The following is a 25,943-nucleotide window of genomic DNA, read 5'->3' as shown; positions in this document are numbered from 1 at the left end:
TCTCAGTCCTCCAACGAGCCGTCGAGCGAGCGGCCCTCGGTGAAGTAGGGGGCGATGCGGTTGTCGAACATGCTCAGCGCCGAACCGATGGCCATGTGCATGTCCAGGTACTTGTAGGTACCGAGCCTGCCACCGAAGAGGACCTTGCGCTGCTTCGCCTCCTGCTTCGCCAGCTCGCGGTACTTCTCGAGCTTCGCCCGGTCCTCGGCGGTGTTGATCGGGTAGTACGGCTCGTCCTTCTCCTCCGCGAAGCGGGAGAACTCTCGTACCACGACGGTCTTGTCGGTCGGGTACTCGCGCTCCGGGTGGAAGTGCCGGAACTCGTGGATGCGGGTGTAGGTGACGTCCTCGTCGGCGTAGTTCATCACCGGGGTGCCCTGGAAGTCGCCGATGGGCAGGACCTCCTGCTCGAAGTCCAGTGTCCGCCAGGACAGCGCGCCCTCGGAGTAGTCGAAGTAGCGGTCCAGGGCGCCGGTGAAGACGATCGGAGCGCCCTCGGGCAGCTGGTCGCGCACGTCGAAGAAGTCGACGCCCAACCGGACCTCGATGTTCTCGTGCTCGGCCATCTTCTCCAGCCACGCGGTGTACCCGTCGACGGGCAGACCCTCGTAGGTGTCGTTGAAGTACCGATTGTTGAAGTTGTAACGGACGGGGAGGCGCGAGATGATCGCCGCGGGCAGGTTCTTGGGGTCGGTCTGCCACTGCTTGGCGGTGTAGCCGCGGACGAACGCCTCGTACAGCGGACGACCGATCAGCGAGATCGCCTTCTCCTCGAGGTTGGCGGCCTCCTTGGTGTCGATCTCACCCGCCTGCTCGGCGACGAGCGCCTTGGCCTGGTCGGGGGTCAGGTACTCGCCGAAGTACTCGCAGATCGTCGCCAGGTTGACCGGCATGGGGAAAACGCGACCCTGGAAGATCGTGAACACCCGGTGTTGGTAATCCGTGAAGTCGGTGAACTGGTTGACGTAATCCCACACGCGCTTGTTGGAGGTGTGGAACAGGTGTGCCCCGTAGCGGTGCACCTCGATCCCGGTCTCGGGCTCGGCCTCTGAATAAGCGTTGCCCCCGATGTGCTCACGGCGATCGAGCACCAGTACCCGCTTGTTCAGCTGGGTGGCGGCCCGCTCGGCAACCGTAAGGCCGAAGAAACCCGAACCCACAACGATCAAGTCATAGCCATCAAAGCTCACGGTCGTCGAGAGTACTAATAGCGCCGTCGACGCATGAACCCACCGTCTCCTCACGGGCCGTCCGTCCGGATGACGGCTGCTCGGAGAGCACGAGCCGGGAACGGGCCGGGCAGCGGAGATCCCCCGGCTCGATTCGGCGCGCATCGACACCCGACTGCGGCACCACCTGCCGGTTCGCCAGACGCCCGCCATCCTGGATCGATTCCGGCGGCGGATGCCGGAGTCGAGACACGGCGGACTCGACGGCGACCGTCGGCGAGCGGCCGGTCGAGCGCGTCGACGCCCTCGACGGACCGATTCGACCGATCTCGACCGGATCACCGAACTCTCCCGGCAACCGATCACAGCCGCGCAACCGATCACGACGCGACAGTCGCCGACGAAGCAGGCCGAGGACATCGAATCGACTCGACCGCATTTCACCGCCACTTCACGAGTCGAGAAGTACCCGGACGATCACCTTCCGTGACAATGAATGCGTCGAAAAATCAATATCCGAAGTGGAACAGCACCTGCGATCGCGGCAGTGCACACCGAAGCGCACTCGGCGCGGCCCGCGACGGAGGCGACTCGGTGCACCGGGATGACATCGATGCTCGTCGCCCGACACCCGAAGAATGGACGGTCCCGACGTCCACCGGCCACGCCAGCCGATTCATCACGACCCGGTTCTCGGGCTTCCCCATGCCGCCGCGGGTACCCGGCGGGCTCGCGGCGAACGACCGGACCGGTCGCAGAGGATCATCACGGCGAAACCGAGCACTCCGTGCCACGGCGGTGCGCAGGCTGCGATCGGGCGATCTGGTCGGCGGGAGCGCTCGAATAGAACCGCCTCGATTTCGCTCTCGACCGCTTTCCCCGTCCGGCCGCGACGACTCGGCTCGACGACGATCGCCGTCCTGCCGCCATACGACCAGCGGCGGACTCGAGCGCGAAGCCCGGCGGCACGCCGCCACGCCACCCCCGGCTGCTTCGAAGACGCGTCTGCCGACGATGCCCGGCTACGGAGAACCGGCAGGTCGACGGCGAGCGGTCAGCCGCGAGACGGGTGTCGGGTCGTGCCTCGCCCACCGCGTCGAGGACATCCGAAGAGAAGACGGTCGCCGGTCCCCTCGAGAATCACGACAGGCATCCGACGAGTGGGCCGGTCCCGTCGATCGTGCACGACAGCGCCCTTGCCGAGGAATCCGTCGAGCCGTGCCGAGAATCGTCGTGACATGCCGATCGTGAACTCGGGCGACGTGTCATGCCTGCGACGTCGGTACCGGTTCGTCCTGTGTCATGCGCCGGGATGAACCACGGCGGGAATAACCGAGATCGATCAGCACCCCGGCCGGCGGAAGTCCGTGCCGGACGAATGCGTCCCGGATCGCCTCGGCATGGGAGTCGACCAGGAGAAACCGTCGGGACGACGTCCCGGATCGGCGAAGATCGACCTCCCGCGGGAGTCCGTCACCGTCTCGACGCGGGAAACCAGACCGGTCGACAGGTCGCCCGTGAACCGCCGGCCGACATCGTCGGGTCCCCGACGTCCACCACATCGGAAGGCGCGATGATCGTCTGCGGACCGCGGCGGGATTACCCACCGTGACAGGGCGCGTCGACTCGTTCCGTCTTCTCCATACTCAGAACGGCGGCGACCGCGAGCAGGCCAGGTATCCGGCCCCATACCGTCGCCCCGTGGATCGCCCTGCGAGATCACCGAAACGCTGCTCACCGACCGTAGGCCGATCATCGCGGCGAACGGCTCCACCGACGACCGGGGCTCGACGGGCCGACGGGTCGACGGGCGTTCCTCCGCGAATCCGCAACGCGCTCCCGAGACGGCCGTCTTCCTGTCTGCCGCCGATACTCCGGGCACCAGCCTGCCGCCGCGTCTCCCGCGCGGGAGACGGCAGAGCCTCCACGCCGCGCGCCCGCGGTCACAGCCCGACCGCCGCCACCACTCGATCCCCGAGATGCCGGGCGATCTCCAGCGCGCTGGTGGCCGCGGGCGACGGCGCGTTGAGGACGTGCACCTGTCGCTTCCCCGTCTGCACGAGGAAGTCGTCGACCAGGCGACCGTCCGGCAGCACGGCCTGCGCCCGCACCCCGGCAGGATGCGGGACGAGATCCTCGGCCCGGATCGCGGGCACCAGCCGCGCCAGATCCCGAGCGAACCGCTCCCTGGACCACGAGCGACGGACCTCGGCCACCCCGGTGCGCAGGTGACGCCGGGCCAGCCGCCAGGCCCCGCCGAAGGCCGCCACCTCGGCCAGGTCCCGTACCGACACGTCTCGCCATCGGTACCCCTCGCGAGCCAGGGCGAGCACCGCGTTGGGGCCGGCGTGCACCTCGCCGTCGACTCCCCTGGTCAGGTGGACGCCGAGGAAGGGCAGCGTCGGGTCGGGCACGGGGTAGATCAGGCCGCGCACCAGGTGACGACGCTCGGGTCGCAGCGCGTGGAACTCGCCCCGGAACGGGACGATCCGAGCCGTGGGCACGATCCCGGCCATCCGGGCCACGACATCGCTGTGCAGGCCCGCGCAGTTCACCAGCCCGTCGAAGACGTCGACACCGTGCCCGGTCGCGATCTCGACTCGGCCGTGCCGGTGGCGGATCCCGAGCACCGCACTGTCCAGCCGCAGGTCCGCCCCGTGCTCGGCAAGGTCCCGCACGAGCGCCCCGCTGAGGGCGACGTAGTCCACGACGCCGGTGTCGACGACGTGCAGGGCGGCGACGCAGTCGACCTCGGGCTCGTGCTCCCGAGCCTGCGCGGCGCTGATCAGTCGCGCCGTCACCCCGTTGGCGGCGGCCCGCGCGGCGAGGGCGTGCAGGCGAGGCAGTTCCGACTCGTCGACGGCCACCACGAGCTTGCCGGTCCGCCTCGCCGCGACACCTCGGGATCGGGCGTAATCGATGATGGACCGGTTCCCGGCCCGGCACAGCCGCGCCTTGAGGCTGCCTGCCGCGTAGTACAGCCCGGCATGGACGACGCCGCTGTTGTGTCCGGTCTGGTGGCGAGCCCACCGAGGCTCCTTCTCCAGAACGGTGACCCGACACCCACGTCGAAGGAGAAGCTCCCGGGCCACCGCCAGACCGACGATGCCTCCCCCGATCACCACGATGTGTGACATCTCCCGCTCCAGTTCACCCTGTCGGCTGTACCACTCACGCTGTGCACCGATCGCCCATCCAGCCTGCCGGCTTAGAATCCGGCCGACGGCATGGCACGCAGTGCGGCCCGACGACGATCTCGCCGAACACATGCGGCACGCCCTGGGGGAAGGCGGCGTGCCGCCGAGGCAATGGGGACTTGACGAATGAGCTGGTTGGAAGCCGTCCCGACAGCGCTGATCGCACTCGGCTGGCTGGTGGCGCCCGGCCTGCTCCTCGCCTACGCGGCGGGCTTTCGGGGAATTCCGGCCTGGGGGGCCGCGCCGTTGGGCAGCCTCGCCCTGATCGGGTCCATCGCCGTCGTGGCGGGGGCGGCAGGCATCACCTGGAGCCCGCTGATCGTCGCGGGCGGCACGGTGCTCGCCTCGATCGTCGCGCTCGGCATTCGGCTGCTGCTCGCCCGCCGCCGCTCCGCACCGCCCGGCCCCGACCCTGATCCGCTGCCGATCCGGATCGCCGCGGCAGTGGGCATCCTGGCCGCCCTGCCCGTCGGCGCCCTCACCGTCGCCGCGGGCATGGGCGAACCGGACCGCCTCGTCCAGGCCTTCGACGCCGTCTTCCACCTCAACGCCATCACCTTCATCCTCGAGGACGGCAACGCATCGAGTCTCGCCGTCGGCGGGGCCACCGACCCCAACGGCGACGGCGGCTTCTATCCGGCCGTCTTCCACGCCCTCGCCGCGCTCGTCGAGCCGGTCACCGGGGTCGGAGTGGTCGCGGCGGCGAACCTCACCGCGGCCGTCATCGCCCTGGTCGCCTGGCCGCTGTCCTGCCTGCTGCTCGTCCGGGTGATCGTCGGCCCGTCGATGCCCGCGATGGCGCTGACCGGCCTGCTCAGCATGGGTTTCGCGTCGTTCCCGTGGAATCTCCTCGGCTTCGGGGTGATCTGGCCGAATCTGGCGGGCCTGGCGGTGCTGCCTGTCGGCCTGGCGGCCGTCGTGGCGCTGACCGGGCTGACCGAACGGGCGACGCTACGCCGAGGCCAGGCGGTCCTTCTCCTGCTCGCGGCCCTGGCAGGCGGCGGCATGGCGCACCCGAACTCGGTGTTCAGCCTGCTCGCGCTGAGCGCCGCCCCCGTGGCCATCGCCCTGTTCCGGCAGGCGCGTGTTCTGATGACGGCGAAGCGGTACATCCTGGCCTGCGCCGTCGTCGTCGTCCCGGTCGCGGTCGCGCTGACGGGATGGGCGGTCTTCCGCTCGACGGCGATGTACGCCGAGCTCAGCTCGCATGACTGGCCCGCCTTCCAATCCCCCGCCCAGGCGCTCGGCGAGGTCGCCTTCGGCGGCCTGGGGGGTCGATCGGCCACCTGGCTGCTGGCCTTCCTCGTGATCGTCGGCCTCGTGTCGGCCTGGCGGTCCGTGGTGAATCGCTGGCTCGTCTTCGCCCACGTCATCACGGCGGGGCTCTACATGTTCGCGTCCGCGCTGGACACCGACCTGTCGATGCTGCTGACCGCCTTCTGGTACAACGACGCGGCCCGGCTCGCCGCCATGGTGCCGATCACCTCGGTGCCGCTGGCGCTGCTCGGCCTGATCAGCATCGCGCACGCGATCCGCAAGGCACTGGCCGAACGCGAGTGGACGGCCGGGCCGATCGGCCGACTGACCAGGACGAACGCCCCGGTCACCCTGCTGCTCGGCATCCTGCTGGTCATCCTCACCGGCGGCATGTACGCGCGCGACCATCCGGAGATCATCGCCCGCCTCTACCCGGAGGGCGTCCCCGATCCGGCCCTGAACCTCGTGACCGCCGAGGAGCGCCGATTCTTCGAGGAGGTGGCCGACATCGTGCCGCCCGACGCGATGGTGGCCAACCAGCCGTGGGACGGCAGCCCGCTGCTGTGGGCGTTGGAGGGTCGTCGGGTGCTGTACCCGCACCTCGTCTTCGAGTGGGGCGAGGATCAGGAGTACCTCGCCGAGCATCTCGCCGACGTCGACGAGGATCCTCGGGCCTGCCAGGCGGTCCGGGATCAGGGCATCGAGTACCTGATCAAGGCGTCGCCCGACTACTACTGGCCGTGGGACTCGCGGCAGGCGAACTATCCGGGAATCGACGCCGCCCCCGGCTCACCGGGCTTCGAGCTCGTCGTCGAGGACGGCGAGATGCAGCTCTACCGGATCACCGCCTGCGCGGACTGACCAGCGATCGCACCACCCCGCCTGCCCGCGGCCCGGCGGGCGGCGGCGGGCGCTCCCGACTGACGCCGCGGCCGCCGACCGCCGGATCGCCGTGGCCGGCGCGTCGCTCGCTGCCGCAGGCGGGCTCGGGCTGGTGCGTCGTGGCGCACCGGGCGGGCATGGGCGGGCCGGGCGAGTCGCCTTCCCCGCGCTCCCCGTGCCGCCCGGGCAGAGCCTCGCCGCCGAACCCCGCTCGGGCGACTGCCGGGCGTGCAGACGCGCACCGGAGCGGCGGGGGTCGCCCCCGCACCAGGCGCGGAGCGCGACGCGACGCCGCATCGGCTCCCTGCCGGGCGGACCGACACGGAATCGCGTACTCGGACGCGAGATCGAAATCGTCGCCTCACGGACGACACCGATCACCGAAAGCCCGCGACGGCCGACACCACGGCACCAGTGCAGCGCGGACCGAACAGAGGGCACCGTTTACGAGCAATCGCCGGTCGTCATCGCGGACAATGGCCACACCAGACTCGTGGTTCACACTTTTCACACCCCGCAACGCAATGGCGGGACGGCCGCGAATCGGCGTCGTGCGCCCCACGACGGACGGATACCGGCTCTCCGGGCGTCTCTCCGGCGCCCGCCCGCTCGTCCCGCACCGTGTCGGAGCGTGGGCGGCGAGGACGGCCGGACCGCAGGCATCGAACGGGCAGGTCTTGTCGACACTCACGCCCGTCTCTGAGCTGGTGGGACCGATCGGCCGGCGAACGAGGGCGCAGTCCGGCATCCCGGAAAGCCGGAAGTCGTCGATGCCGTCGCACCCGACGTGCCGGACGGACCCGGACACCGTCGTCGCCCCGGCGGGGCGCGCCCACGATGGATCAGAAAAGGAGAACCCGGCCGGATGCTCGCCGATTCATCGAACCTCTCGAGTCGCCTCACATCACATCGATGACCTGAACCAACGGATGCGAGGCGAAATCGGCGTCAAACAGCCGTGACGTCCACGTCAAATCGATCTTGTCGGCTGTCGACATTCTCGGCGACCTGTTCGAAAACAACATACAGTGGCGCAGTGGCCTCCCCTCTCGACATCATGCTTCCGTATTACGGCGACGTCGGCCTGATGCAGACGACGGTGCGCAGCGTGCTCGGGCAGGACGATCCGGACTGGCACCTGACGGTCGTCGACGACGGCTACCCCGACGACTCGATTCCCGGCTGGTTCGCCTCGCTCGGCGACGACCGGATCACCTACCTGCGCAACGAGGAGAACCTCGGCGCGAATCGGAACTTCCAGAAGTGCCTCGGCCGCATCGAACACGACCTCGCCGTCGTGATGGGCGCGGACGACGTGATGCTGCCGAACTACGTGCGCACCGTGCGGGCTGCGCACCGGGCCCACCCGAACGCCGCGGTGATCCAACCCGGCGTCGAGCTGATCGATGAACACGGCGAACCGGTGAAGACGCTGGTCGACGTGGCCAAACGCAGGCTCTACTCCCCGAAGGTCCACGGCACCCAGGCCTTCCGCGGCGAGGACCTGGCGATCAGCCTCCTCCGGGGGAACTGGCTGTACTTCCCCTCGCTCGCCTGGCGGGCGGACGCCATCACGAAGGTCGGGTTCCGCACGGGACTGAACGTCGTCCAAGACCTGGCCCTGGTCCTGGACCTGGTGCAACGCGGCGACCAGCTCCTCGCCGTGGACACGGTGTGCTTCCAGTACCGACGACACCGGGAGAGCGACTCGTCCTGGCGTGCCATGGCCGGGACCCGCTTCATCGAGGAGCGCAACTACTTCCTCGCCGTCGCGGACCGGCTGGACGGGCAGGGCTGGACTCGCGCGGCCAAGGTCGCCAGAAGGCACGTCTCCTCACGCCTGCACGCCCTGTCGCTGCTGCCCAAGGCCGTGAAGAACGGACACCGCGAAGGCATGCGCAACCTCAGCAGGCACGCCTTCGGGCCGAGCAGGCCCGTCTGACCGCGCGCCACCCATGCTCGACGGACGGACGTCCGCCGGACGCACCGGCCGTGCCGGGCACATCGGGTCCGCCGGGTCGGCGCGGGCACAGCCCACATCTAGGCTGTCGCCGTGACTCGATCAGTCCGTTCCTCTCGATCCGCCATCCTGATGGGGATCGGGCTGGTGATCGTCGGCATCGCCGGCTTCGGCTTCCTGGCGATCGTCGGCAACACCATGCCTCCCGCGCAGACCGTCGCCCTCCAGTCGCTCTACATGATGGTGAGCATCATCGGGCCAGGTCTGTTCGTCTCGCTGGAACAGGAGACCAACCGGGTCGTCAGCAGTGGTCTGGCGGCGGGAGTGGACCCGCGCCCGGGCATCCGACGCATCGGAATGCTGGGCCTGGCGCTGGCCGGACTGACCGCCGTCGTGCTGCTCGCCGCGTCGCCGCTGCTGATCGACCGGCTGCTCGGCGGCAACGCCGTGCTGCTGCTCCTGACGCTGTTGTCGGTGGCCATGTCCGCCGGCATGTTCCTGACCAGGGGCCTGCTGGGTGCCAGCCAGCAGTTCACCGGCTATTCGGCGTCCCTCGCCGCCGAGGGCCTGTCCCGGCTGATCGGCTGTGTCCTCATCGTGCTGCTCGGCCTCAGCACCGAGTCGCTGTTCGGTCTGGCCTTCGTCCTGGGCGGCGGCTTCGCCGCGCTGATCGCGCTGCCGTGGCTTCGTCGCGAGTTCGCCCGGTTCCCACGTACGGGTGCGGCGCCGACCACGAGCACGGTCACGTCCCCGATCGAGGCCGCCGACGCCGAGAAGCCCCACGAGCCGACGGAGTCGCACCCGAGCGGCCCGGCGTCGGATGCCCCGAAGTCGGATGCCTCAGTGTCGGATGCCCCAGTGTCGGATGCCTCAGTGTCGGATGCCCCAGTGTCGGATGCCCCGGCGTCGAAGACACGGTTGTCGGCTGCTCGGCCGCAGAGCGGGCTGACGATCGGTGCCCCCGGCGCCGAGCTGCCCGCCGACACGGCCGCCGATGCCACGGCGGATCTGGCGGGCGGGGAGCGGTCCTCGGCGCAGCGGCCCGCGACCGGTCGGGCGACGCACACCGCGACGCCTCGGCAGACCGTCGATCATGCCACCGCCGTCGCCGAGGTCGTCGCAGGTCACACGGTCGGACGCATCGCCAGGGGCCTGGTCTTCCTCGGCGTGGCGACCCTGCTCGCCCAACTCGTCGCGAACCTCGCGCCGCTGGTGGTCAACGGCAGGCTCGTCGAGGACCGGGCCACCGCCACGGCCTTCGGCTTCGCCTTCGTCCTCACCCGCATCCCCCTGCTGCTGTTCAGCCCCATTCAGGCGATGCTGCTGCCGGTCCTGACCAAGGCCGCCGTTCACGGCGAATACGACGTGGTGCGCAAGCGCGTCGGCATCATCGTCATCGCGGTCGGCGTCGTCGGTCTGCCCGGCGCGGTCTTCTCCGCGCTCGTGGGGCCATGGCTCGTGGTGACCTTCTTCGGCGCTCAGGCCGAGCCCTCAGCTGCGGTGATGGGCCTCCTCGGCCTCTCCACGGTGCTGCTGATGCTGGCGCAGATCCTCCAGCCCGCCCTGGTGGCCATGGGCATGCACCAGACGGTCTCGCTGGCCTGGGTCCTCGGCACGGTGCTGCTCATCGGGCTGCTCGCCCTTCCAGGCGACCCCATCGCCGCCGCTGTCATCGCGCAACTGGCGGGACCGCTGGTCGTGGTATCGCTCACCGGGACGGGGCTGGTTCGACGACTGCGTTCCCATAATCGGCCGCGCCCGCTGCCGAGTGAATGATCGGGGCGGCCGTCAAGCACCTCGACCCCATTGGAGTAAGCTCGAACCGCTTCGCGCAGAGCGGCCTGGCGCCTCGACAGGCAGCCTGAGTGTCCAGGCGCGACATCTTCTCCACGACCCGGGAGCTCTGGCATGTCCGACTACGACGATGTCTGGCTGATCGTCCCCGTCTACAACGAGGCTCAGGTGATCTGCGATGTCGTGCAGAAGGCACGACTGACCTTCCCGAACATCGTCTGCGTGGATGACGGCAGCCGAGACGCATCCGTCTCCGAGATTCGCAAGTCGGGCGCGCACCTGGTGCGGCATCCGGTGAACCTCGGTCAGGGCGCCTCGCTGCAGACGGGCATCGAATACGCCCGTGCCCAGCCCGGCGCACGATTCTTCGTCACCTTCGACGCCGACGGTCAGCATCGGGTCGAGGACGTCGTCCGGATGATCGACCGACTCCGGCAGGAACCCCTCGACATCCTGGTCGGCACCCGCTTCCACGGCGACACCAGCCACATCCCGTGGATCAAGCGCGTGGTGCTGAAGACCGTCGTCGCTCTCAGCCCTCGAACCCGCCGGATGAAGCTCACCGACGCGCACAACGGCCTTCGCGCATTCAACAAGACGGTGGCCGACGATCTCGACATCACCATCAACGGAATGGGCCACGCCTCCGAGATCATGGCGATCATCGACCATAAGGGCTGGCGGGTCGCCGAGGAGAAGGTGACCATCATCTACACCGAATACTCGATGGCCAAGGGTCAGTCCCTGATCAACGGCGTCAACATCCTGTTCGACAGCGCCCTGCGCAGTTCGAGGCGGTGACCTCATGATCATTCAGATTCTGCTCATCGGTGCGGTGCTCGTGCTGATGGTGTTCTTCCTGCGCAACCACGGCACCACCCGTACCGCGGCGGGCGTGAAGATCGGCTTCGTGCTGTTCATCCTCTTCGGGGTGCTCGCGGTCCTGTGGCCGGATGCCCTGACGGTGGTGGCCGACTTCGTCGGCGTGGGTCGCGGCACCGACCTGCTGCTCTACGGCCTGGTGGTGGCCTTCGCCTTCGCCATGGTCAACACCTATCTCCGTTTCAAGGAGCTGGAGCTGCGCCACGCGCGCCTGGCCAGGGCCATCGCGATCCAGTCGGCCGAGCCGCCCGCGCTGGACCACGAGGGTGAGAACGTCCCGACCGCCTCCTGAGCCGGAACCCGACGAGCAATCGGGACCATCCGTCCAGCAGAGCGGGGCCGCCGAGCGCGGCGAGCCCCGCTTTCACGGCACGCATCCGGAGCAGGCGCACATCCGCGGCACCGCGTCCCGAATCATCCGGGCTCCGGGACGACCCGGGCCACCATGCCTCTCCGCGGTTCCGCGGCAGCCCCGCCGCGGCAGCCCCGAACACGGGGCGCCTACGGCGAGGACGGTTCAGCCGCGGAAGTACTCGACCGTGCGACGCACGCCCTCGGCGACGTCGACCGCGGGCCGCCATCCCAGCTCACGCGCGGCGGCGGTCGAATCGAGAGCGGAGGCCCGCAGATCGCCGAGCCGCGCCGGGTGGAACTCCGGCTCGTCGGCCGCCCCCGCGGCGGCGGCCACCAGCGTGTGCAGGCTCCGGTCGGATGTCTGGACCCCGGTGCCGATGTTGTAGCGCCTGCCCGAGCCCGCCTCGCCGGCGGCCGCGGCGAAGGCGGCCACCACGTCGCCGACGAACACGTAGTCACGGGTGTTCCCGCCGTCGCCGAACACCTTCGTGGGACGTCCCGCCAGCAGCGCCTCGGCGAAGATCGCCACGACACCCGCCTCGCCGTGCGGGTCCTGGCGCGGACCGTAGACGTTGGAGAGCGCCAGATGAGTGCAGTCCAGGCCGTAGAGACCCCGATAGGTGTTCAGATACACCTCGCCGGACACCTTCGACGCGGCGTACGGCGACTGCGGGTCGACGGGGACGGTCTCCGCGATGGGCAGGGCGTCCGGCGTGCCGTAGATGGAGCCGCCGGACGAGGAGAAGACGATCTTGCGCACCCCCGCGCGTCGCGACGCCTCCGCGAGATTGATCGTGCCGAGCACGTTCTGCCGCGCGTCCAGCAGCGGATCGGCCACGCTGACCCGCACGTCGATCTGCGCGGCCAGGTGGAAGACGACCTCGGGGCGCACCCGGTCGACCAGCTCGATCAGCTCGGAGTCGGCGATGTCGAGTTCGTGCAACGTCGCACGTCCGGTGTCCAGCGCGGCGGTGAGGTTCTCGCGCCTGCCCCGGCTGAGGTCGTCGACGACGGCGACCTCGCGGCCATCGGCGAGCAGCCGGTCGACGAGCGTGGAGCCGATGAACCCGGCCCCACCGGTTACCAGAACGCGCATGGCTTGACAGATCCTTCTCCGAGGCGGCGGGATACTCGGTCATCGTAACGACGCGAGCGCGCTCCGCAGCCCGGCGGTCGAGCGCCTCGACGGCGCCGCCCACGTCGCTCCGGCCCCGTTCGCCACCAGGACGGCCGGTCAGAACCAGCGTTCGAGGACCTTCGCGACGCCGTCCTCCGCGTTGCTGGCGGTCACCTCGTCGGCCACCGCCAGCACGGCGGGATGGGCGTTGGCCATCGCCACCCCGTGTCCGGCCCAGCTCAGCATCGCGAGGTCGTTCGGCATGTCACCGAAGGCGATGACCTCCTCGGCGGTGCGGCCGAAGTCCGCGGCCACCTCCGCCAGTCCGCTCGCCTTGGTCACCCCGGCGGGCATCAGGTCGATCAGGCCCAGGTCGGTGGAGAAGGTGACGTCGACCGCGTCGCCGAGCAGCGCGGTCACGGCGTCGACCATCTCCATGCTGTTCAGCGAGTCGTGCCGAACCATCAGCCGCACCGCGGGCCTAGTGAACAGCTCCGCCACCGAGGTTCGGATGAAGAACGAGTCCGACCAGGGGTGAAGGTAGCCGGGGCCCGACCGGAACTCCTCGACGAAGTCGGCCCGCCCCTCGCCCTCGATGCGCTCGACCGCGAGACCGCAGCCGGGCACCAGCCCCTGTATCGCGTCACCGAGGTCCCGCAACAGGATCGGATCGAGGGTGTGCACGCGGTCGATCCGACCGTCGCCGGTGTCGAGGATCACCGCTCCGTTCACGCAGACCGCCGGGCCGGTGACCCCGAGCAGCGCGCTGATCGGCAACACCCACCTGGGGGAGCGTCCGGTGGCGAGCACGAAGGGCACGCCCGCCGCGCCCAGCCTGTCGACGGCCGCCGCGGTCCTCGGTCTCAGCTGTTCCAGGGGGTCGAGCAGCGTTCCGTCGATGTCGGAGGCGACGAGTCCTGGGATGCGCACTCCGTCATAGTGCCCGCCGTCGGGTCGATCGAGTGGTCGAACGTCGCCGCTCATCGACGGCCCGCGGACGCCGTCGGTGTCACGGCGCCGCCGAGCCGGAGAGGCACACCACGTCGTGGCCGCTCCACCTCGGCGTCGGTCACTCCTCGTTGCTCACGAGCTCGATGCTGACCGTGGGTGCGGAGTCGACGAGATTGAACAGGACGAACCCGAACGCGGCCACCACTGCGAACACGAAAGCAGCGAGCATGGCGGTCAGTCGAAGCGCCATCCGGCTGTACCTCCCCAATGGACATCGGCTTGGTATCCATCCGAGACATCGTGGCTGCCGTCACTTTCGTTAGTCGGTCTCATTCCGCTACACCCGATCGGCCTAATGCATACGGAATGCGTACCGCTGGTCACGGCCGATCCTGCGACCGGACCGAGGCCTCCCCCGGCCCTGGTCTCAACGGGTGATCGTCGGGCGGTGGTTTGCAACCGGCTGCGCGGCCCGTAACGTGAGCCCGCGTGCGAATCGGCATCGTGATCCTGCCCGAGTACCGGTGGTGGATCGCCGAACCCAAGTGGCGGGCCGTCGAGACCTACGGGTTCGATCACGCCTGGACCTACGATCACCTGGGTTGGCGTTCTCTGGTGGACGAGCCGTGGTTCGGCGCCATGCCGACCCTCACGGCGGCGGCGATGGTGACCTCGCGCATCCGACTCGGCACTCTCGTCGCCTCGCCGAACTTCCGACATCCGGTCGCCTTCTCCCGCGAGGTCACCGCGCTGGACGACGTCTCGGACGGGCGACTGCAACTCGGCATCGGCGCGGGCGGCACCGGCTTCGATCTCTCGGTGCTCGGCAGCGATCACGGCACCCTCCGCGACCGGACCGACCGGTTCGAGGAGTTCGTCGAGTTACTCGACGCGGTGCTCACCCGGGACGAGACCACCTGGAAGGGCACGTACTTTCAGGCCGTCGAGGCCCGCAGCACCCCGGGATGCGTGCAGCAGCCTCGAGTCCCGTTCCTGATCGCGGCGAACGCGCCGCGCTCCATGCGACTGGCCGCCCGCTTCGGCCAGGGGTGGCTGACCAACGGCGACCGGACCGAGAACCGCGCCGACTGGTGGCGCTCGGTGGCGACGCTCTCGCAGCGGATGAACGAGGAGCTGGACATCGCCGGTCGCAGGCGCGACAGCATCGACCGGTATCTGAGCGTGGACTCCGCGTCCTTCTACTCGATGGACAGCGTGGAGCGGTTCCGCGACGTGGTCGGTCGCGCGGACGAGCTGGGCTTCACCGACGTCGTGGCCCACTGGCCACGATCCGACGGCGTGTACGCGGGCAACGAGTCGGTCCTGGAGCAGATCGCCGCGGAGGTGCTGCCCACGCTGCGTTCGAACACCTGGTGAGAACGGGCGCCTGCCGATCAGGACGGCGCCCCGCGCCAGACCCGTCGTGCGACGGCACGGCCTGCTACACCGGCGGCGCCTCGCCACCCGACGGGGGACGAGCCCACCGTGGAAGGCAGACGGGCCCGCGCCGCAGGCTCAGCCGGTGAGAGTGTGGCCGATGGCCAGGAAGTCCACGGGTCTGCCGTTCTCGGCACGCAGTCGGTGCGGAACCCGCGAGCTGAAACTGACGCTGTCCCCCGGCGCGAGGCTGATCGCGTCCGTCCCGAAGTCGACGCGCAGGACGCCGTCGAGCACGTAGATCCAGTCGTTGCCATCGTGGATGAGCAGATCGGTCGTCTCGGCCGCGGGTTCGAGCTGGTAACGAGTGGCGTACATCCCCGGAACGACCGATCTCGGGGTGAGCACCTGCGTCGAGAGACCGCCCGAGGAGACCGTCGGCACGCTGTCGCCACGCATGACGACGGCGGCGGGCCCCGGCGGCTGGTCGGTGAGCAGCTCGGCCAGCGGCACGTCCAGACCGGAGGCCAGCCTGGCCAGCATGTTCAACGACGGCAGCCGCTCACCGTTCTCCAGCCGTGACAGGTGCGGCTCGCTGAGGCCGCTGCGGGCGGCGAGCTGCGAACGGCTCAGTCCTCGACGTATCCGCAGCCCGCGAACCCGCTCACCGAGACCGGCCAGCGCCTGTTCCGACACGTCGACGGACATGCCTTGCAGGCTACGTCAGCGGCCGTCGCTCGGCCCGGCGTCGAGCAGGCACGGCGAGACCGGTCGGATCATCGGATGCGCGGCCGTCGTGACACTCACGGACACCGCGGCTCGGCTCCGAGGCGGGCGGCACCCGTACGGGTGCCGCTGCCGCCGGATCGCCGTCAGCGCCTCCGACCTGCTCAGGTGTCATCCGAAGAGGTGATGGGTAGCCCCACGGACGGAGAGCGAGCCAGAGACGAGAGCGCGAAGGAGGCGGACATGGCGAGGAAGCAGGAGACGGGTCGCGGCTCGCGCCGGGCTGCTCGGGACGACCGCGCCGCCCACGAGATCGCCGACCGGCTGCTGGCGGAGGCGGGCACCACCTATGCCGAGGAGGCTGGCATCCGCATCGCGGACAAGCCCGCCGCGCTCTATCGGCTGCTCATGCTCGCCGAACTGGTGTCGGTGCCGATCCGCGCGAACACGGCGGTGGCCGCCGCCCGCGAGATCGCCGACAGCGGGATGGGCACGCCTCGGGCCGTCCGCGAGTCGAGCAGGCACGATCTGATCCACGCGCTGGGCCGGGCTCACTACGTGCGCTACGACGAGAGCACCGCCACGGCGCTGCATCGGGGCGCCGAGCTGATGCGCAGGCGATACCACGACGACCTGCGGCGACTACGCAAGGACGCCGAGAGAGACCCCACCAGGATGCCGGAACTGATCCGCGAGTTCCCCCGCCTCGGCCCGGTCGGCGCCGACGTCTTCTGCCGCGAGGCCCAAGCCGTGTGGCCGGAACTCCGTCCCTACTTCGACGCCAAGGCGCAGGCGGGTGCCCGACGGCTGGGGCTGCCCACCGAACCCGAGCGGCTCGCCGAGCTGGTCGACCCCGACGACTACGCCAGGCTCGCCGCCGCCCTGGTGCGGGCCACCCTCGAACGAGATCTCGCCTCGCGGGTGACCGAACAGGTCTGAGGGCCGAGGCCGCCCGACGTGCGCCTGCCGAGTTCGCCGCGCTTCCGGCACGACTCGCCGTCGGTGCGCTGCGGCCCCGGCGCCCCGCAGCTCGAATCCACTGCTGCTCAGGTCCATCGCGGCCGAGACCGCCGCGGCTCAGGTGATGGCGACCGCGACCACGAGGCCGAGCCCGATATGGGCGGCGGCCACGACGAAGCTGGCGGGGGTCAGCGAGTCGGCATGGATGAGCTGGCCGATCTGAATGCCTGCCACCCACTCCAGCACCCGGACCGCCAAGACCTGCACCACGATGCCGACGAGGCCGAAGACCAGCGCGGCGAGCAGCCCCTCGACCAGGCCGCCGTGGGCATTGAAGATCGCGACGACGACGATGAAGGCCATGCTGAACAGGCCGGCGGCGGTGAGCACGACCGCATTGGGCTTACCCGCCCTGACCAGCTCGCTCAGCTTGCCGGGGGTCGTCAGGTCGATCGCGTAGAAGCCGACCAGCATCAGCAGCAGGCCGAGGATGGCGTAGAGGGCGATGGCTCCGACGCCCGCGCCGAGGAAGCCGAGATAGCCTTCTTGCAGCGCGAGACTCGTCTGCGCGACGTTGGTGGTGACCACCGGGTTCTACCTCCCCGAACCAGCCAGGTGGTCCGCCCCGGCCGATGGTTCGTCATCGAGTGTCTTCGTCTTTTCCAGCGATGCGGCGGGAGACGCCGACAGAGCATCACCAGGTATGATGATCATGGGTCGAACTCCCGCACCGCGGCGGACGCCTGCGGGCAGCCGTTCGCCCGTTTTGTCGCACCACGACGAGGATCGTCCCATCATCAGCGAGATCCGGCTCAGCCGGGGAGGTCGAGACGACCTCGGGCCAAGCCGGTCCGGCTCCTCGTCGGCGTGAGATCAGCCCGGGATGCGATGCGGGATGAACGACGCACCGTCGTCGGTCACCAGGCCCGCCGTCTCGCGAATGCCGAGTCCCGCCGCCTGATCGCCGACGACCCACGCGCCTAACGCGGGGCGCATTCCGTCGAACTCCGGCAGCGGAGCGAAGAGCTGATAGACGAAGCCCTCCTCGCCGTACACCCCGCCGGTCTCCTGCTCGATCCCCGGCGCGACGATCTTGATGTTCGCGCCCTCCCTGCCGAGCCGCGGCTTGCGGACGTACTCGGTGAGGAAGCCGGGCTCGTCGAGGAAGGCGGGCAGCAGGTTGGGATGGCCGGGGTACATCTCCCAGAGCACCGCGAGCAGCGCCTTGTTCGAGAGCAGCATCTTCCACAGCGGCTCGACCCACAGCGTCTCGGGCAGCGTCGCGATCGCATGCTTGCCGAAGACGTCGTCCACCACCCATTCCCACGGGTAGAGCTTGCAGATCGTGGAGATCGGCGCCTCCTCCAGATCCACGAAGCGCTCAAGCAGCGTGTCCCAGCCGAGATCCTCGATGGCCAGGCCGATCGTGTTCAGGCCCGCCTCGGCGGCCGTCTCCTGAAGGTAGGCCGCGGTGACGTGGTCCTCGCCGCTGGTGTCCCCGGAGGACCAGCTGAAGTGGACCTCGTTGGACGGCAGCATGTCGGCTATCTCGCCCCAGCGCTCGACCAGCTTCTCGTGGATCGAGTTCCACTGATCGTCGCCCTCGCGGGTGTCGGTCAGCCAGTGCCACTGGAGCACGGCCGCCTCCAGCAGCGAGGTGGGCGTGTCCGCGTTGTACTCCAGCATCTTCGCCGGGCCGCTGCCGTCGTAACGCAGATCGAAGCGCCCGTACAGATGCGGGTCACGGCGGCGCCAGGACTCGACGACCGCGGGCCAGGCCTCCTCGGAGATGCCGAAGTCCCGATACCGGTCGGTCATCACCGCGTTGTCCACCGCCTCCAGACACATGGAGTGCAGCAGCTCGACGTCGGCCTCCATCGACAGGACCTCGTCCAGGCTGAAGACGTAGTGCACGGACTCGTCCCAGTAGGGCCTGGGGGCGCCGCCGAGCCCACGAGACGGCGTGCCGAAGACGAGGCCCTGCTCCTCCGTCCGCTTCCGCCAGTCCGGGCGTGGCGTCGAGGTCTCGCGATGCACCGTGTCAGCTCCCCCCGCTGCCGCGGCCCGTGCCGAAGCCGCCGCGCTGGATCGTGGACCCGCTCTTGCTGCGGATCTCGGCGTTGTCAGGACGAACCGTAGTCCCTCCGCTGACCGTGCCGCCCGGCCCCGGGGTCCCGCCGTAGTTGTAGTGGTACTGGTTGCCGCCGCCGCCGAAACCGGGAAGGAAGATGATCCCGCTCGGGCCTACCGTGCCGCCCTGCTGCTGGGCGTACGCCGGGTCGCAGACCCGCTCGTCCTCGGCCTCCACGCCGTTCTCGTCGACGCAGTAGGCCGTCACCGGCTGTGGCCGTGAGGCGTAGGCGACGGCGATGAGGGCCACGACACCCAGCGTCACGCCGCCGCCGATCATCACCCGCTTACGGATCTTCCGCTTGCGTTCGGACTCGTGGAACTCCTGCTCCTCCGCCTCACGCTGCCGTCGTTCCGCGGCGAGTCGAGCCCGCTTCTCGGCCAGCGTGGGCTCGCGAGGCGTGGTGGTGCCCGCCTCCTGGTGTCGGATCCGTCCCCTGGCGGGCCCGCTGCCCGCCATCCGAGGCTGCGGCCTCGGCGGCCCGGCCGCGGAATCCGCCGGCTCCTGTGGGCCGTCGACTCTGTTCTCGTCGCCGTTGGTCATCAGTCACTCCCCCGAAATCCAGCCGCAGGTGACCCTCGAGAGCCATCCGGTCTCGTAGCCGTGCACCACGTCCGAGGACCGATTACAGGCACTTGAGACGTCGACTCCTGGTCACAGGAAACATGTTTCACCCGAATGGAGCAAGGAGCGGTGTCGAGTCCTCCTCTGCCACCTACCGTACGACGGACTGCCGCCAGGCATGATGGACACGATGTCCGATGCAGCCGAGACTCCCGAATCATCGCGGCCGAAGCGTGGCGCGATGAACACGCGACTCGTGATGATCGGCGCTGCCGCGGGCGCGCTGATCGTCCTGACGGCGTCCGCCCTCTCCCTGTTGCCCGGCGATCGGTCGGGCGGCGGTCCGGGCGGTGGCGGCGTCCGACCCGGAGCCGGCTCCCAACAGCCGCAGCAGGCACCACTGCTCTTCGAGACCGAGGCAGGCGAGTGTCTGACCTGGGCCGAGCCCGACGCCTCGGACATCCGTCCGGTGACCTGCGAGGAACCACACCTCTTCGAGGTCTCCGGCTCCATCGATCTCGCCGAGCTCCCGCCGGAGGACGACGCGGCGGAGTCCGAGGACCTCGACGGAGCAGGCGCGGGAGGAGCGGGCGCGGGAGGCGTCGGGGGCGGAGCGGCGACGGACGAGGGCGAGCCGAGCAGCGAGCCGTCCGCCGGGGACGAGCCCGAGCCTTACGGCGAGGGCGCTCCGTTCCCCGACACCGACACCTGGCTGGCGCTCAAGGACACCCACTGCCTGCCGCAGGCGGCCGACTACCTCGACGGGATGCTCGACCCGCACGGCCGGTTCCGGGTCAGCGCGTTCACGCCGAGCGCCGAGAGCTGGGAGGAGGGCGACCGGGCGATGCACTGCGGGCTCCAGTGGCCCGCGACCTCGGGCGGGCTCTATTCGATCATCGGTGAGATCGCGGACCTCGACCAGGCCAACGTGTACGAGCCGGGGGTGTGCCTCGGCATCAGCGGCGGCGCGGTCACCGATCCGGTCGACTGCGCGGAACCGCACTCCCAGGAGATCATCGAGGTCTACGACCTCTCCGAGGGCTTCGACGTCCATCCTTCCGACGCGGCGCAGGACGAGTACCTGCAACCGCTGTGCAGGCAGGCCTCCACCGACTACGCGGGCGGTCCGGTGAGCGAGCAGGGGCTCACCTACGCCTGGGACCTGCTGCCGCTGGAGAGTTGGGAGGCCGGCACCCGCCGCGTGAAGTGCTTCGTGGCGGCCGTGCTGCCGGACGAGAGCGGAATGGCCCCGATCACCGGGAGTGTGCGCGGCGAGTTCGAGGTCAGCGACGAGGAGCCCGCCCCGGAGGAGAACACCGTCACGCCGGGCGCACCGCTGCCCAACCCGACCGGTCCCCCCATGCACGGCGACCACGACCTGTCGGAGTCGCCCGAACCGGGCGACGCCGACGAGGGCGCGGACGAGGAGGGCGCCGAGGCCGATCCCGACGATGAGGCCGGCGAGGACGTCGGAGGCGATGGGGGTACCGGCGATGGCGGTTGAGATGTCCCGCGTCCGCTTCGACGAACTGGTCTCCGATGCGCTCGACCTCATTCCGGTCGAGTTCGCCCGCGCGATGAACAACGTGGTCGTGCTGGTGGAGGATCACAACCCGGAGGAACCGAGCCTGCTGGGGCTCTACGAGGGCATCGCCCTCACCGAGCGGGACTCGACCTACGGCGGCGTGCTCCCCGACCGGATCACCGTCTACCGCGAGCCGCTGCTGGCGATGTGCGCCGACGAGGCGGAGGTGGTGGATGAGATCGCCGTGACCGTGGTGCACGAGATCGCCCACCACTTCGGCATCGACGACGAACGGCTGCACGAACTCGGCTGGGGCTGAGCCGGGCCGCCGCGCACGCCGCCGAGCGATGCGGACTCGGGCCCCGGCCCAGCCAGGAACGCGAGTGGAGTGCGCCCCCCGGATCGGGGCGAAGCAGGCCGGCGCTCTCCCACCCGGTGGGCCACGGCGTCGCGCTCTGGTCGGTCGGTCACCGCGGGCCGGCGACGAAGCGGGCCGCGGTCCGACGAACGCGGCCGTCCCACGGCGAATACGGACCTCGGAGTCTTCGGGCCGACCGAGCCGGCGACAGCCCGGGCCGGAGTTCGCGGCAGTACCGGCGCCGTCCCGACGACCGGTCACACGCCGGTCGGTGTGCTCCGGCGTCGCGCTGATTCGAGGGGGTATGCCGCTGGTGTCCGGCGCCTGGCGGAGGATTCCAAGACCGGCTGTGCGCCCACGTCAGGACCGTCCTACCCGTCGATGACCTGACCCCGCGACCGTGATCCGTCCGACGGTGGGCGCTTCGGCCGGGAGCCGCGCCCGTGGACAGCCGACAGCGAGGGATGTCGCCAAGGGTCCGCGGGCCACGCCCGGCCTCCCCGATCAGACCGTGATCTCGTGGCCGGTCCACTCCAGGCAACGCCACCCCGACGACGCGACGCCGTCTTCGGTCAGGACGATGCGCCCTGTGTTGGGCAGGTGCGTGGCATTCGCGAGGGAACCGGTCACGTTCTCGGCGAGGCTCCCGCCGACCAGCCGCAGCGCCGCCCCATGGCTGACCAGGACGACCGTCCCGGAGCGATGCCTCGTCCTGAGCTTGTCGATCACCGCGAGGAACCGGTCGACGACCTGTCGCCCGCTCTCGCCGCCGGGAAACGCTCGATCGAGTTCGCCCTCCTGCCACTGGGCGTAGACCTCGGCGAATCGGGCCAGCGAAGCGAGGTCGGAGGCGCCTTCCAGCTCGCCGACGAAGACCTCCTGAATCCCGTCCAGCACCTCCACTTCCAGTTCGTGCCGAGCGGCCACCGGAGCGGCGGTGAGCTGCGCCCGCAACGCTCGACTGGCGTAGACGGCCGCCACCGGCTCGGCCGCCAGGTCCTCGCCGAGTCGCTCCGCCTGCCGGAAGCCCTCCTCGGTGAGCGGCGGCCCCGGCGGCACGGTGTCGAGCGCGAGCCGGACGTTCGACTCGGTCTCCCCGTGCCTGGCCAGAATCAATCGCAGCCCGCTCATGCCCGACTCCCCTCTTGTAGCGACTGAACCCAGGCCGCCGCCTCGGCGAAGGCCGCATCGGAGTAGGCATCCGGCGGCGAGATCTCGGCGGCGACCGCGCGGCCCGCGATCCGCGCTCGCGGGAAGGACCCGAGGAACCTGACCTCCTGACTGCGCCGACGCAGCGCGGCCATCGCGTCGGCGACCCGCCGCTCGGCGACATGGCCGTCTAGGTCGAGGAAGAAGCGATAGCGCCCGAGCCGATCCCGCGTCGGCCGTGACTCGATCCTGGTGAGGTTCACGCCCCTGGTCGCCAGCTCGGTGAGAAGGTCGGCCAGCGTCCCGATTCGGTCGTCGACGGTGACCACCAACGAGGTTCGGTCGACGCCGGTCGGCTCCGGGACCCTGCCGGGCGAGCGGAGCAGCCGGAAGCTGGTGACCGCGTCGCGGACGTCGGCCACGTCGGAGGCCAGCACGTCGAGTGCGTAACGCTCCGCCGCGAGCGGCGCGGTGACGGCCGCGTCCGCGCGCCCCGCGAGGACCTCCACGGCGGCGGCGGCGGTCGAGGTGGCGGACACGACGACCGCGTCCGGCAGCTCCCTGGCCAGCCATTCCCGAACCTGGGCGGCGGCATGCGGATGCGTCGCCACGGTGCGAACCCGCTCCGGCGTCGTTCCCGGGGCCGCCAGGACGCTGAACCTGACGGGCAGCACCGTCTCGGCGACCGCGACGACGGGGTCGGCATCGACCAGCGCGTCGAGCGTGGCCGGGACGGAACCCTCCACCGAGTTCTCCACGGGCGCCACGACCGCCTCCGCCCGGCCCGCGGACACCTCCACCATGGCGGCGCGCACCGTGACGGCGGGCGCCAGGACCAGATCGGCGTCGGGTCCCGCGGCGACGGAGAGCACCGCCTGCGCGGCGCCGACGGTCGCGTCCGGGTAGACCCGGCTCACGAGTGTCCTGGCTGCCTGCTCGGTGAAGGTGCCCTCGGGGCCGAGATAGAGAATGCGCCGCACCAGGCCACCCTACGGGCCTGCCTCGCTGTCGGGTGCCCTGCACCACGACGACCCGCTTTGCCCGATCGAGAAGGAAGGACTGACGCGCTGCCAGCACATCGACACCCACGGTGACAGGACCTAGATCACTATGATCCGGTCGGGTGCCCTGGTTACGTGAGACGGTGGTGTCCTGTAATGCTTGCAGGGTGACCGTCGGTTCGGTGGGCACCACTCCCGTAGATCAGCAGGCTCTGCACCTCGTCCTGTGCGCGGTCGAGCCACGGCTCGCCGACGCGTGGCACGGGATCGCCGCCACCCGGCCGGGGATCTCCGTGCACGCGGGCTCCGTGCTGGACGTGAGAGCCGACGCCGTGGTCAGTCCGGCCAACTCCTACGGATGGATGCGCGGCGGCGTCGACGCCCTGTACGCACGGGCGTTCCCGATGGCCGAGGAGAACGTGCGCAGCGCCGTGCTCGCCTACCACGGCGGCGAGCTGCCCGTCGGCGAGGCACTGCTCGTGCCGACCGGCGCGGGATCACCCCGATGGCTGGTGAGCGCCCCCACGATGCGTGAGCCCGGCGAGCAGCTCGCCGCCGACACGGTGCACCCCTATCTCGCCGCACGGGCCATCCTGCGGCTGTGGGCGGAGGGCACGCTGGAGCAGGGCACCCCGGTGCGGCGGGCCGTCCGCACGATCGCCATGCCCGGCCTGGGCACCGGAGTCGGCGGGGTGGACCCGGCGACCTGCGCACGGCAGGTGGCCGCGGCCTGGGACGAGGTCTTCGCCCTGCATCGGTGAACCGGCCTGCGTGTGAACCGGCCTGCGGTGGCGAGTCGGCCCGCGTCGATACGCATGGACACCGGCCGGACTCGGGGTGACGACCCACGCCGTGGACTACCGCCAGGCACGAGCAGGCAGTCCTCGTCAGCACGGGGAGCGTGGGACGAGAACCGGTCGGTCCGGCGTCACCTGATGGTCCGACGTGCGTCGGCGCCGCGGCGACGTGCCCGAGCCGTCGCACCCGACGCGATCAGCCGCGTGCTGCTTCGGGTGCGGGCGAACAGCACGGGGAGGCCCCCCGACGGTCCCCAACCCGACGGTCTTCACCAGTCCAGCGGCCTCGGGGATCGCTGATCGGGCGTCGGGCTCCGGGCCCGACGCCGATCAACGAAGGCGCCCCCGCAGGGGCGCATCCGACTGCTTCCGGGCGGAGCAGGCGCCGCGGACGCCGGCTCCGCCGCGAGTGCGGCCGCGGCATCTCAGTCGTCGCTCGACTCGGCGGCCGCTCCGTCCTGCTCGGCGGGCTGCTCGACGGCGGTGGGCGCGGGTGCGCCCTGTCGCACGGTCACCCTGGTGGTGGTCGGCTCTGGACGGACGACACGGCCGACCCGGACCTCAAGCAGGCCGCGGTCGTAGGACGCCTCGACCTGATCGGGCGTCACATGCTCCGGAATCGTGAACTCACGCCGGAAGGCACCGGTGCGGATCTCCTTGGCGATGCGGTCGTCCTTCTTCGTCTCCCGCGCCTCGCGCCTGCTGCCGCTGATCGACAGCCTGCCCTCGGAGACCTCCACCGCCACATCGGAATCGATGTCCACGCCGGGCAGTTCGAGGGTGATGAGGACGTCGTCGCCGTCGCGACTGACATCGGCGGCAGGCGTGAAGTTGACCGCGCGGCGGGGCGCGGCCGCACCGAACGCCCTGCCGACCAGGGTGTCGAACGCCGCATCGAGCTCGCGGTTGAGGCCGCCGAACGACTCCCAGCCGGACCGTCGCGTGATGATGGCCATGAACTCATCCCTTCTCGCAGTGCTGCACTCGCTTTACATGAGCCTCAACGACTCAACTTCGCTCAGTGTTCCCGACTACGCGAAATTCTTCGGAAGCCGCCGACGACGCCGGCTCGCGACTCCGTACGGTGGGCGGGTGTCCATCGGTGTGCTGCTCGTCGACGACCACGAGGTGGTGCGGCGCGGGCTGCGTGAGCTGCTCTCCGCCGAGCCCGACATCGACGTCGTCGCCGAGGCGGGCAGCGTCGGCGAGGCGATCGTGGCGGCCTCGGCGACCCGGCCGCAGGTGGCCCTTCTCGACATGCGCCTGCCGGACGGCGACGGCCCCTCGCTCTGCGGGCGACTGCGGGCGACGCCGCACCCGCCCGCCTGCCTCGTGCTGACCGCGTTCGACGACGAGGACCTGCTCGTGGAGGCGATCCAGGCGGGCGCGGCGGGATACCTGCTCAAGCAGGTCCGGGGGCAGGACCTCGTGACGGCGATCCGGGAGGTCGCGGCGGGTCGATCCCTGCTGGACCCGACCACCACCGCGCGGGTGCTCGATCGACTCCGCCGGCCCGCCCCGATCGACGAACTCGCCATCCTGACCGATCAGGAACGTCGCGTACTGGAACTGATCGGGGAGGGACTGACGAACCGGCAGATCGGTCTGCGGCTGTTCCTGGCCGAGAAGACGGTGAAGAACTACGTGACGGCCGTCCTGGCGAAGCTGGGCATGGAACGGCGCACCCAGGCAGCCGCCTGGCTGGCCCGCCGCCAGGCCCGCTGACGCCGCCCCGGTCCGGCCCGCCGCACGCCACTCGAGGGGACGGGCGTCAGGACGATCCCGCGTTCCA

At 70.2% G+C, this 25,943-nt stretch carries 23 protein-coding genes; 11 read left to right on the top strand and 12 right to left on the bottom strand.

The window, feature by feature from the left end; translation table 11 throughout:
- Positions 1–2: 2 nt before the first annotated feature.
- Positions 3–1,190 (bottom strand): UDP-galactopyranose mutase, encoded by a 1,188-nt coding sequence (glf, locus tag AHOG_RS00645; protein WP_093939631.1) that lies wholly within the window; start codon positions 1,188–1,190, stop codon positions 3–5.
- A 1,922-nt stretch (positions 1,191–3,112) separates the two neighbouring features.
- Positions 3,113–4,306 carry an L-2-hydroxyglutarate oxidase gene (gene lhgO / locus AHOG_RS00635; RefSeq protein ID WP_093939629.1) on the bottom strand — a complete coding sequence of 398 codons (1,194 nt, stop codon included), beginning with the start codon at positions 4,304–4,306 and terminating at the stop codon, positions 3,113–3,115.
- A gap of 186 nt (positions 4,307–4,492) precedes the next feature.
- On the opposite strand from lhgO, the gene AHOG_RS00630 reads away from it, so the two are divergent.
- From AHOG_RS00630 to AHOG_RS00610, 5 genes are all read left to right on the top strand, one after another.
- Positions 4,493–6,484: a DUF6541 family protein gene (locus tag AHOG_RS00630; RefSeq protein WP_093939628.1), complete on the top strand. Its 1,992-nt coding sequence runs from the start codon at positions 4,493–4,495 to the stop codon at positions 6,482–6,484.
- A gap of 1,057 nt (positions 6,485–7,541) precedes the next feature.
- Complete coding sequence (locus AHOG_RS00625) at positions 7,542–8,447, top strand: glycosyltransferase family 2 protein (RefSeq protein WP_245856498.1); 906 nt, start codon at positions 7,542–7,544, stop codon at positions 8,445–8,447.
- A 111-nt stretch (positions 8,448–8,558) separates the two neighbouring features.
- Entirely contained in the window at positions 8,559–10,241 is a 1,683-nt protein-coding gene (locus AHOG_RS00620) for a polysaccharide biosynthesis protein (protein WP_157736559.1), read from the top strand.
- Between the two features lie 132 nt (positions 10,242–10,373).
- Positions 10,374–11,060: a glycosyltransferase family 2 protein gene (locus AHOG_RS00615; protein ID WP_093939625.1), complete on the top strand. Its 687-nt coding sequence runs from the start codon at positions 10,374–10,376 to the stop codon at positions 11,058–11,060.
- Positions 11,061–11,064: 4 nt separating this feature from the next.
- The gene (locus tag AHOG_RS00610; RefSeq protein WP_093939624.1) at positions 11,065–11,433 is read left to right on the top strand and encodes a DUF2304 domain-containing protein; all 369 of its coding nucleotides are present in this window, start codon (positions 11,065–11,067) and stop codon (positions 11,431–11,433) included.
- Between the two features lie 225 nt (positions 11,434–11,658).
- Here AHOG_RS00610 and AHOG_RS00605 read toward each other — a convergent pair whose 3' ends face one another.
- The 3 genes from AHOG_RS00605 to AHOG_RS30185 form a co-directional block, all read right to left on the bottom strand.
- Entirely contained in the window at positions 11,659–12,591 is a 933-nt protein-coding gene (locus AHOG_RS00605) for an NAD-dependent epimerase/dehydratase family protein (RefSeq protein WP_093939623.1), read from the bottom strand.
- Between the two features lie 138 nt (positions 12,592–12,729).
- A complete protein-coding gene (locus tag AHOG_RS00600) occupies positions 12,730–13,542 on the bottom strand; it encodes an HAD family hydrolase (RefSeq protein WP_093944024.1) in 813 nt (270 codons plus the stop codon).
- Between the two features lie 139 nt (positions 13,543–13,681).
- Positions 13,682–13,813 (bottom strand): hypothetical protein, encoded by a 132-nt coding sequence (locus AHOG_RS30185; protein ID WP_257787494.1) that lies wholly within the window; start codon positions 13,811–13,813, stop codon positions 13,682–13,684.
- A 239-nt stretch (positions 13,814–14,052) separates the two neighbouring features.
- Here AHOG_RS30185 and AHOG_RS00595 point away from each other — a divergent pair, with 239 nt between their 5' ends.
- Positions 14,053–14,940, top strand: a complete 888-nt coding sequence (locus AHOG_RS00595) for an LLM class flavin-dependent oxidoreductase (protein WP_093939622.1) — start codon at positions 14,053–14,055, stop codon at positions 14,938–14,940.
- Between the two features lie 138 nt (positions 14,941–15,078).
- Here the strand turns inward: AHOG_RS00595 and AHOG_RS00590 are convergent, their stop codons facing one another.
- Positions 15,079–15,648: a helix-turn-helix domain-containing protein gene (locus tag AHOG_RS00590; RefSeq protein ID WP_093939621.1), complete on the bottom strand. Its 570-nt coding sequence runs from the start codon at positions 15,646–15,648 to the stop codon at positions 15,079–15,081.
- 261 nt (positions 15,649–15,909) lie between these two features.
- On the opposite strand from AHOG_RS00590, the gene AHOG_RS00585 reads away from it, so the two are divergent.
- On the top strand, positions 15,910–16,605 hold the full coding sequence (locus AHOG_RS00585) for an endonuclease (protein WP_245856497.1): 696 nt from the start codon (positions 15,910–15,912) through the stop codon (positions 16,603–16,605).
- A gap of 138 nt (positions 16,606–16,743) precedes the next feature.
- Here AHOG_RS00585 and AHOG_RS00580 read toward each other — a convergent pair whose 3' ends face one another.
- The 3 genes from AHOG_RS00580 to AHOG_RS00570 form a co-directional block, all read right to left on the bottom strand.
- Positions 16,744–17,214 carry a DUF350 domain-containing protein gene (locus AHOG_RS00580; protein ID WP_093939620.1) on the bottom strand — a complete coding sequence of 157 codons (471 nt, stop codon included), beginning with the start codon at positions 17,212–17,214 and terminating at the stop codon, positions 16,744–16,746.
- Positions 17,215–17,499: 285 nt separating this feature from the next.
- Positions 17,500–18,663 (bottom strand): glutathionylspermidine synthase family protein, encoded by a 1,164-nt coding sequence (locus AHOG_RS00575; protein WP_093939619.1) that lies wholly within the window; start codon positions 18,661–18,663, stop codon positions 17,500–17,502.
- A gap of 4 nt (positions 18,664–18,667) precedes the next feature.
- Positions 18,668–19,300 carry a hypothetical protein gene (locus tag AHOG_RS00570; RefSeq protein ID WP_311770189.1) on the bottom strand — a complete coding sequence of 211 codons (633 nt, stop codon included), beginning with the start codon at positions 19,298–19,300 and terminating at the stop codon, positions 18,668–18,670.
- A gap of 262 nt (positions 19,301–19,562) precedes the next feature.
- On the opposite strand from AHOG_RS00570, the gene AHOG_RS00565 reads away from it, so the two are divergent.
- Both AHOG_RS00565 and AHOG_RS00560 read left to right on the top strand, forming a co-directional pair.
- The gene (locus tag AHOG_RS00565) at positions 19,563–20,825 is read left to right on the top strand and encodes a septum formation family protein (RefSeq protein WP_169725788.1); all 1,263 of its coding nucleotides are present in this window, start codon (positions 19,563–19,565) and stop codon (positions 20,823–20,825) included.
- Positions 20,815–21,165 carry a metallopeptidase family protein gene (locus AHOG_RS00560; RefSeq protein WP_093944021.1) on the top strand — a complete coding sequence of 117 codons (351 nt, stop codon included), beginning with the start codon at positions 20,815–20,817 and terminating at the stop codon, positions 21,163–21,165. Before AHOG_RS00565 ends, AHOG_RS00560 begins: the two co-directional genes overlap by 11 nt.
- A 543-nt stretch (positions 21,166–21,708) precedes the next feature.
- Here the strand turns inward: AHOG_RS00560 and AHOG_RS00555 are convergent.
- A complete protein-coding gene (locus AHOG_RS00555; RefSeq protein WP_093944020.1) occupies positions 21,709–22,326 on the bottom strand; it encodes a histidine phosphatase family protein in 618 nt (205 codons plus the stop codon).
- Between the two features lie 5 nt (positions 22,327–22,331).
- The gene (pheA, locus tag AHOG_RS00550; RefSeq protein WP_093939617.1) at positions 22,332–23,333 is read right to left on the bottom strand and encodes a prephenate dehydratase; all 1,002 of its coding nucleotides are present in this window, start codon (positions 23,331–23,333) and stop codon (positions 22,332–22,334) included.
- A gap of 188 nt (positions 23,334–23,521) precedes the next feature.
- Here pheA and AHOG_RS00545 point away from each other — a divergent pair, with 188 nt between their 5' ends.
- On the top strand, positions 23,522–24,115 hold the full coding sequence (locus AHOG_RS00545) for a macro domain-containing protein (RefSeq protein WP_093939616.1): 594 nt from the start codon (positions 23,522–23,524) through the stop codon (positions 24,113–24,115).
- 461 nt (positions 24,116–24,576) lie between these two features.
- On the opposite strand, the gene AHOG_RS00540 is transcribed toward AHOG_RS00545, so the two are convergent.
- A complete protein-coding gene (locus AHOG_RS00540; protein WP_093939615.1) occupies positions 24,577–25,107 on the bottom strand; it encodes an Hsp20/alpha crystallin family protein in 531 nt (176 codons plus the stop codon).
- A gap of 136 nt (positions 25,108–25,243) precedes the next feature.
- On the opposite strand from AHOG_RS00540, the gene AHOG_RS00535 reads away from it, so the two are divergent.
- Entirely contained in the window at positions 25,244–25,876 is a 633-nt protein-coding gene (locus AHOG_RS00535; RefSeq protein ID WP_169725787.1) for a response regulator, read from the top strand.
- The last annotated feature ends 67 nt before the right edge of the window (positions 25,877–25,943 follow it).

The organism is Actinoalloteichus hoggarensis, assembly GCF_002234535.1.
Classification (GTDB): Bacteria; Actinomycetota; Actinomycetes; order Mycobacteriales; family Pseudonocardiaceae; genus Actinoalloteichus_A; species Actinoalloteichus_A hoggarensis.
This window is presented reverse-complemented; position numbering and strand designations above follow the sequence as displayed.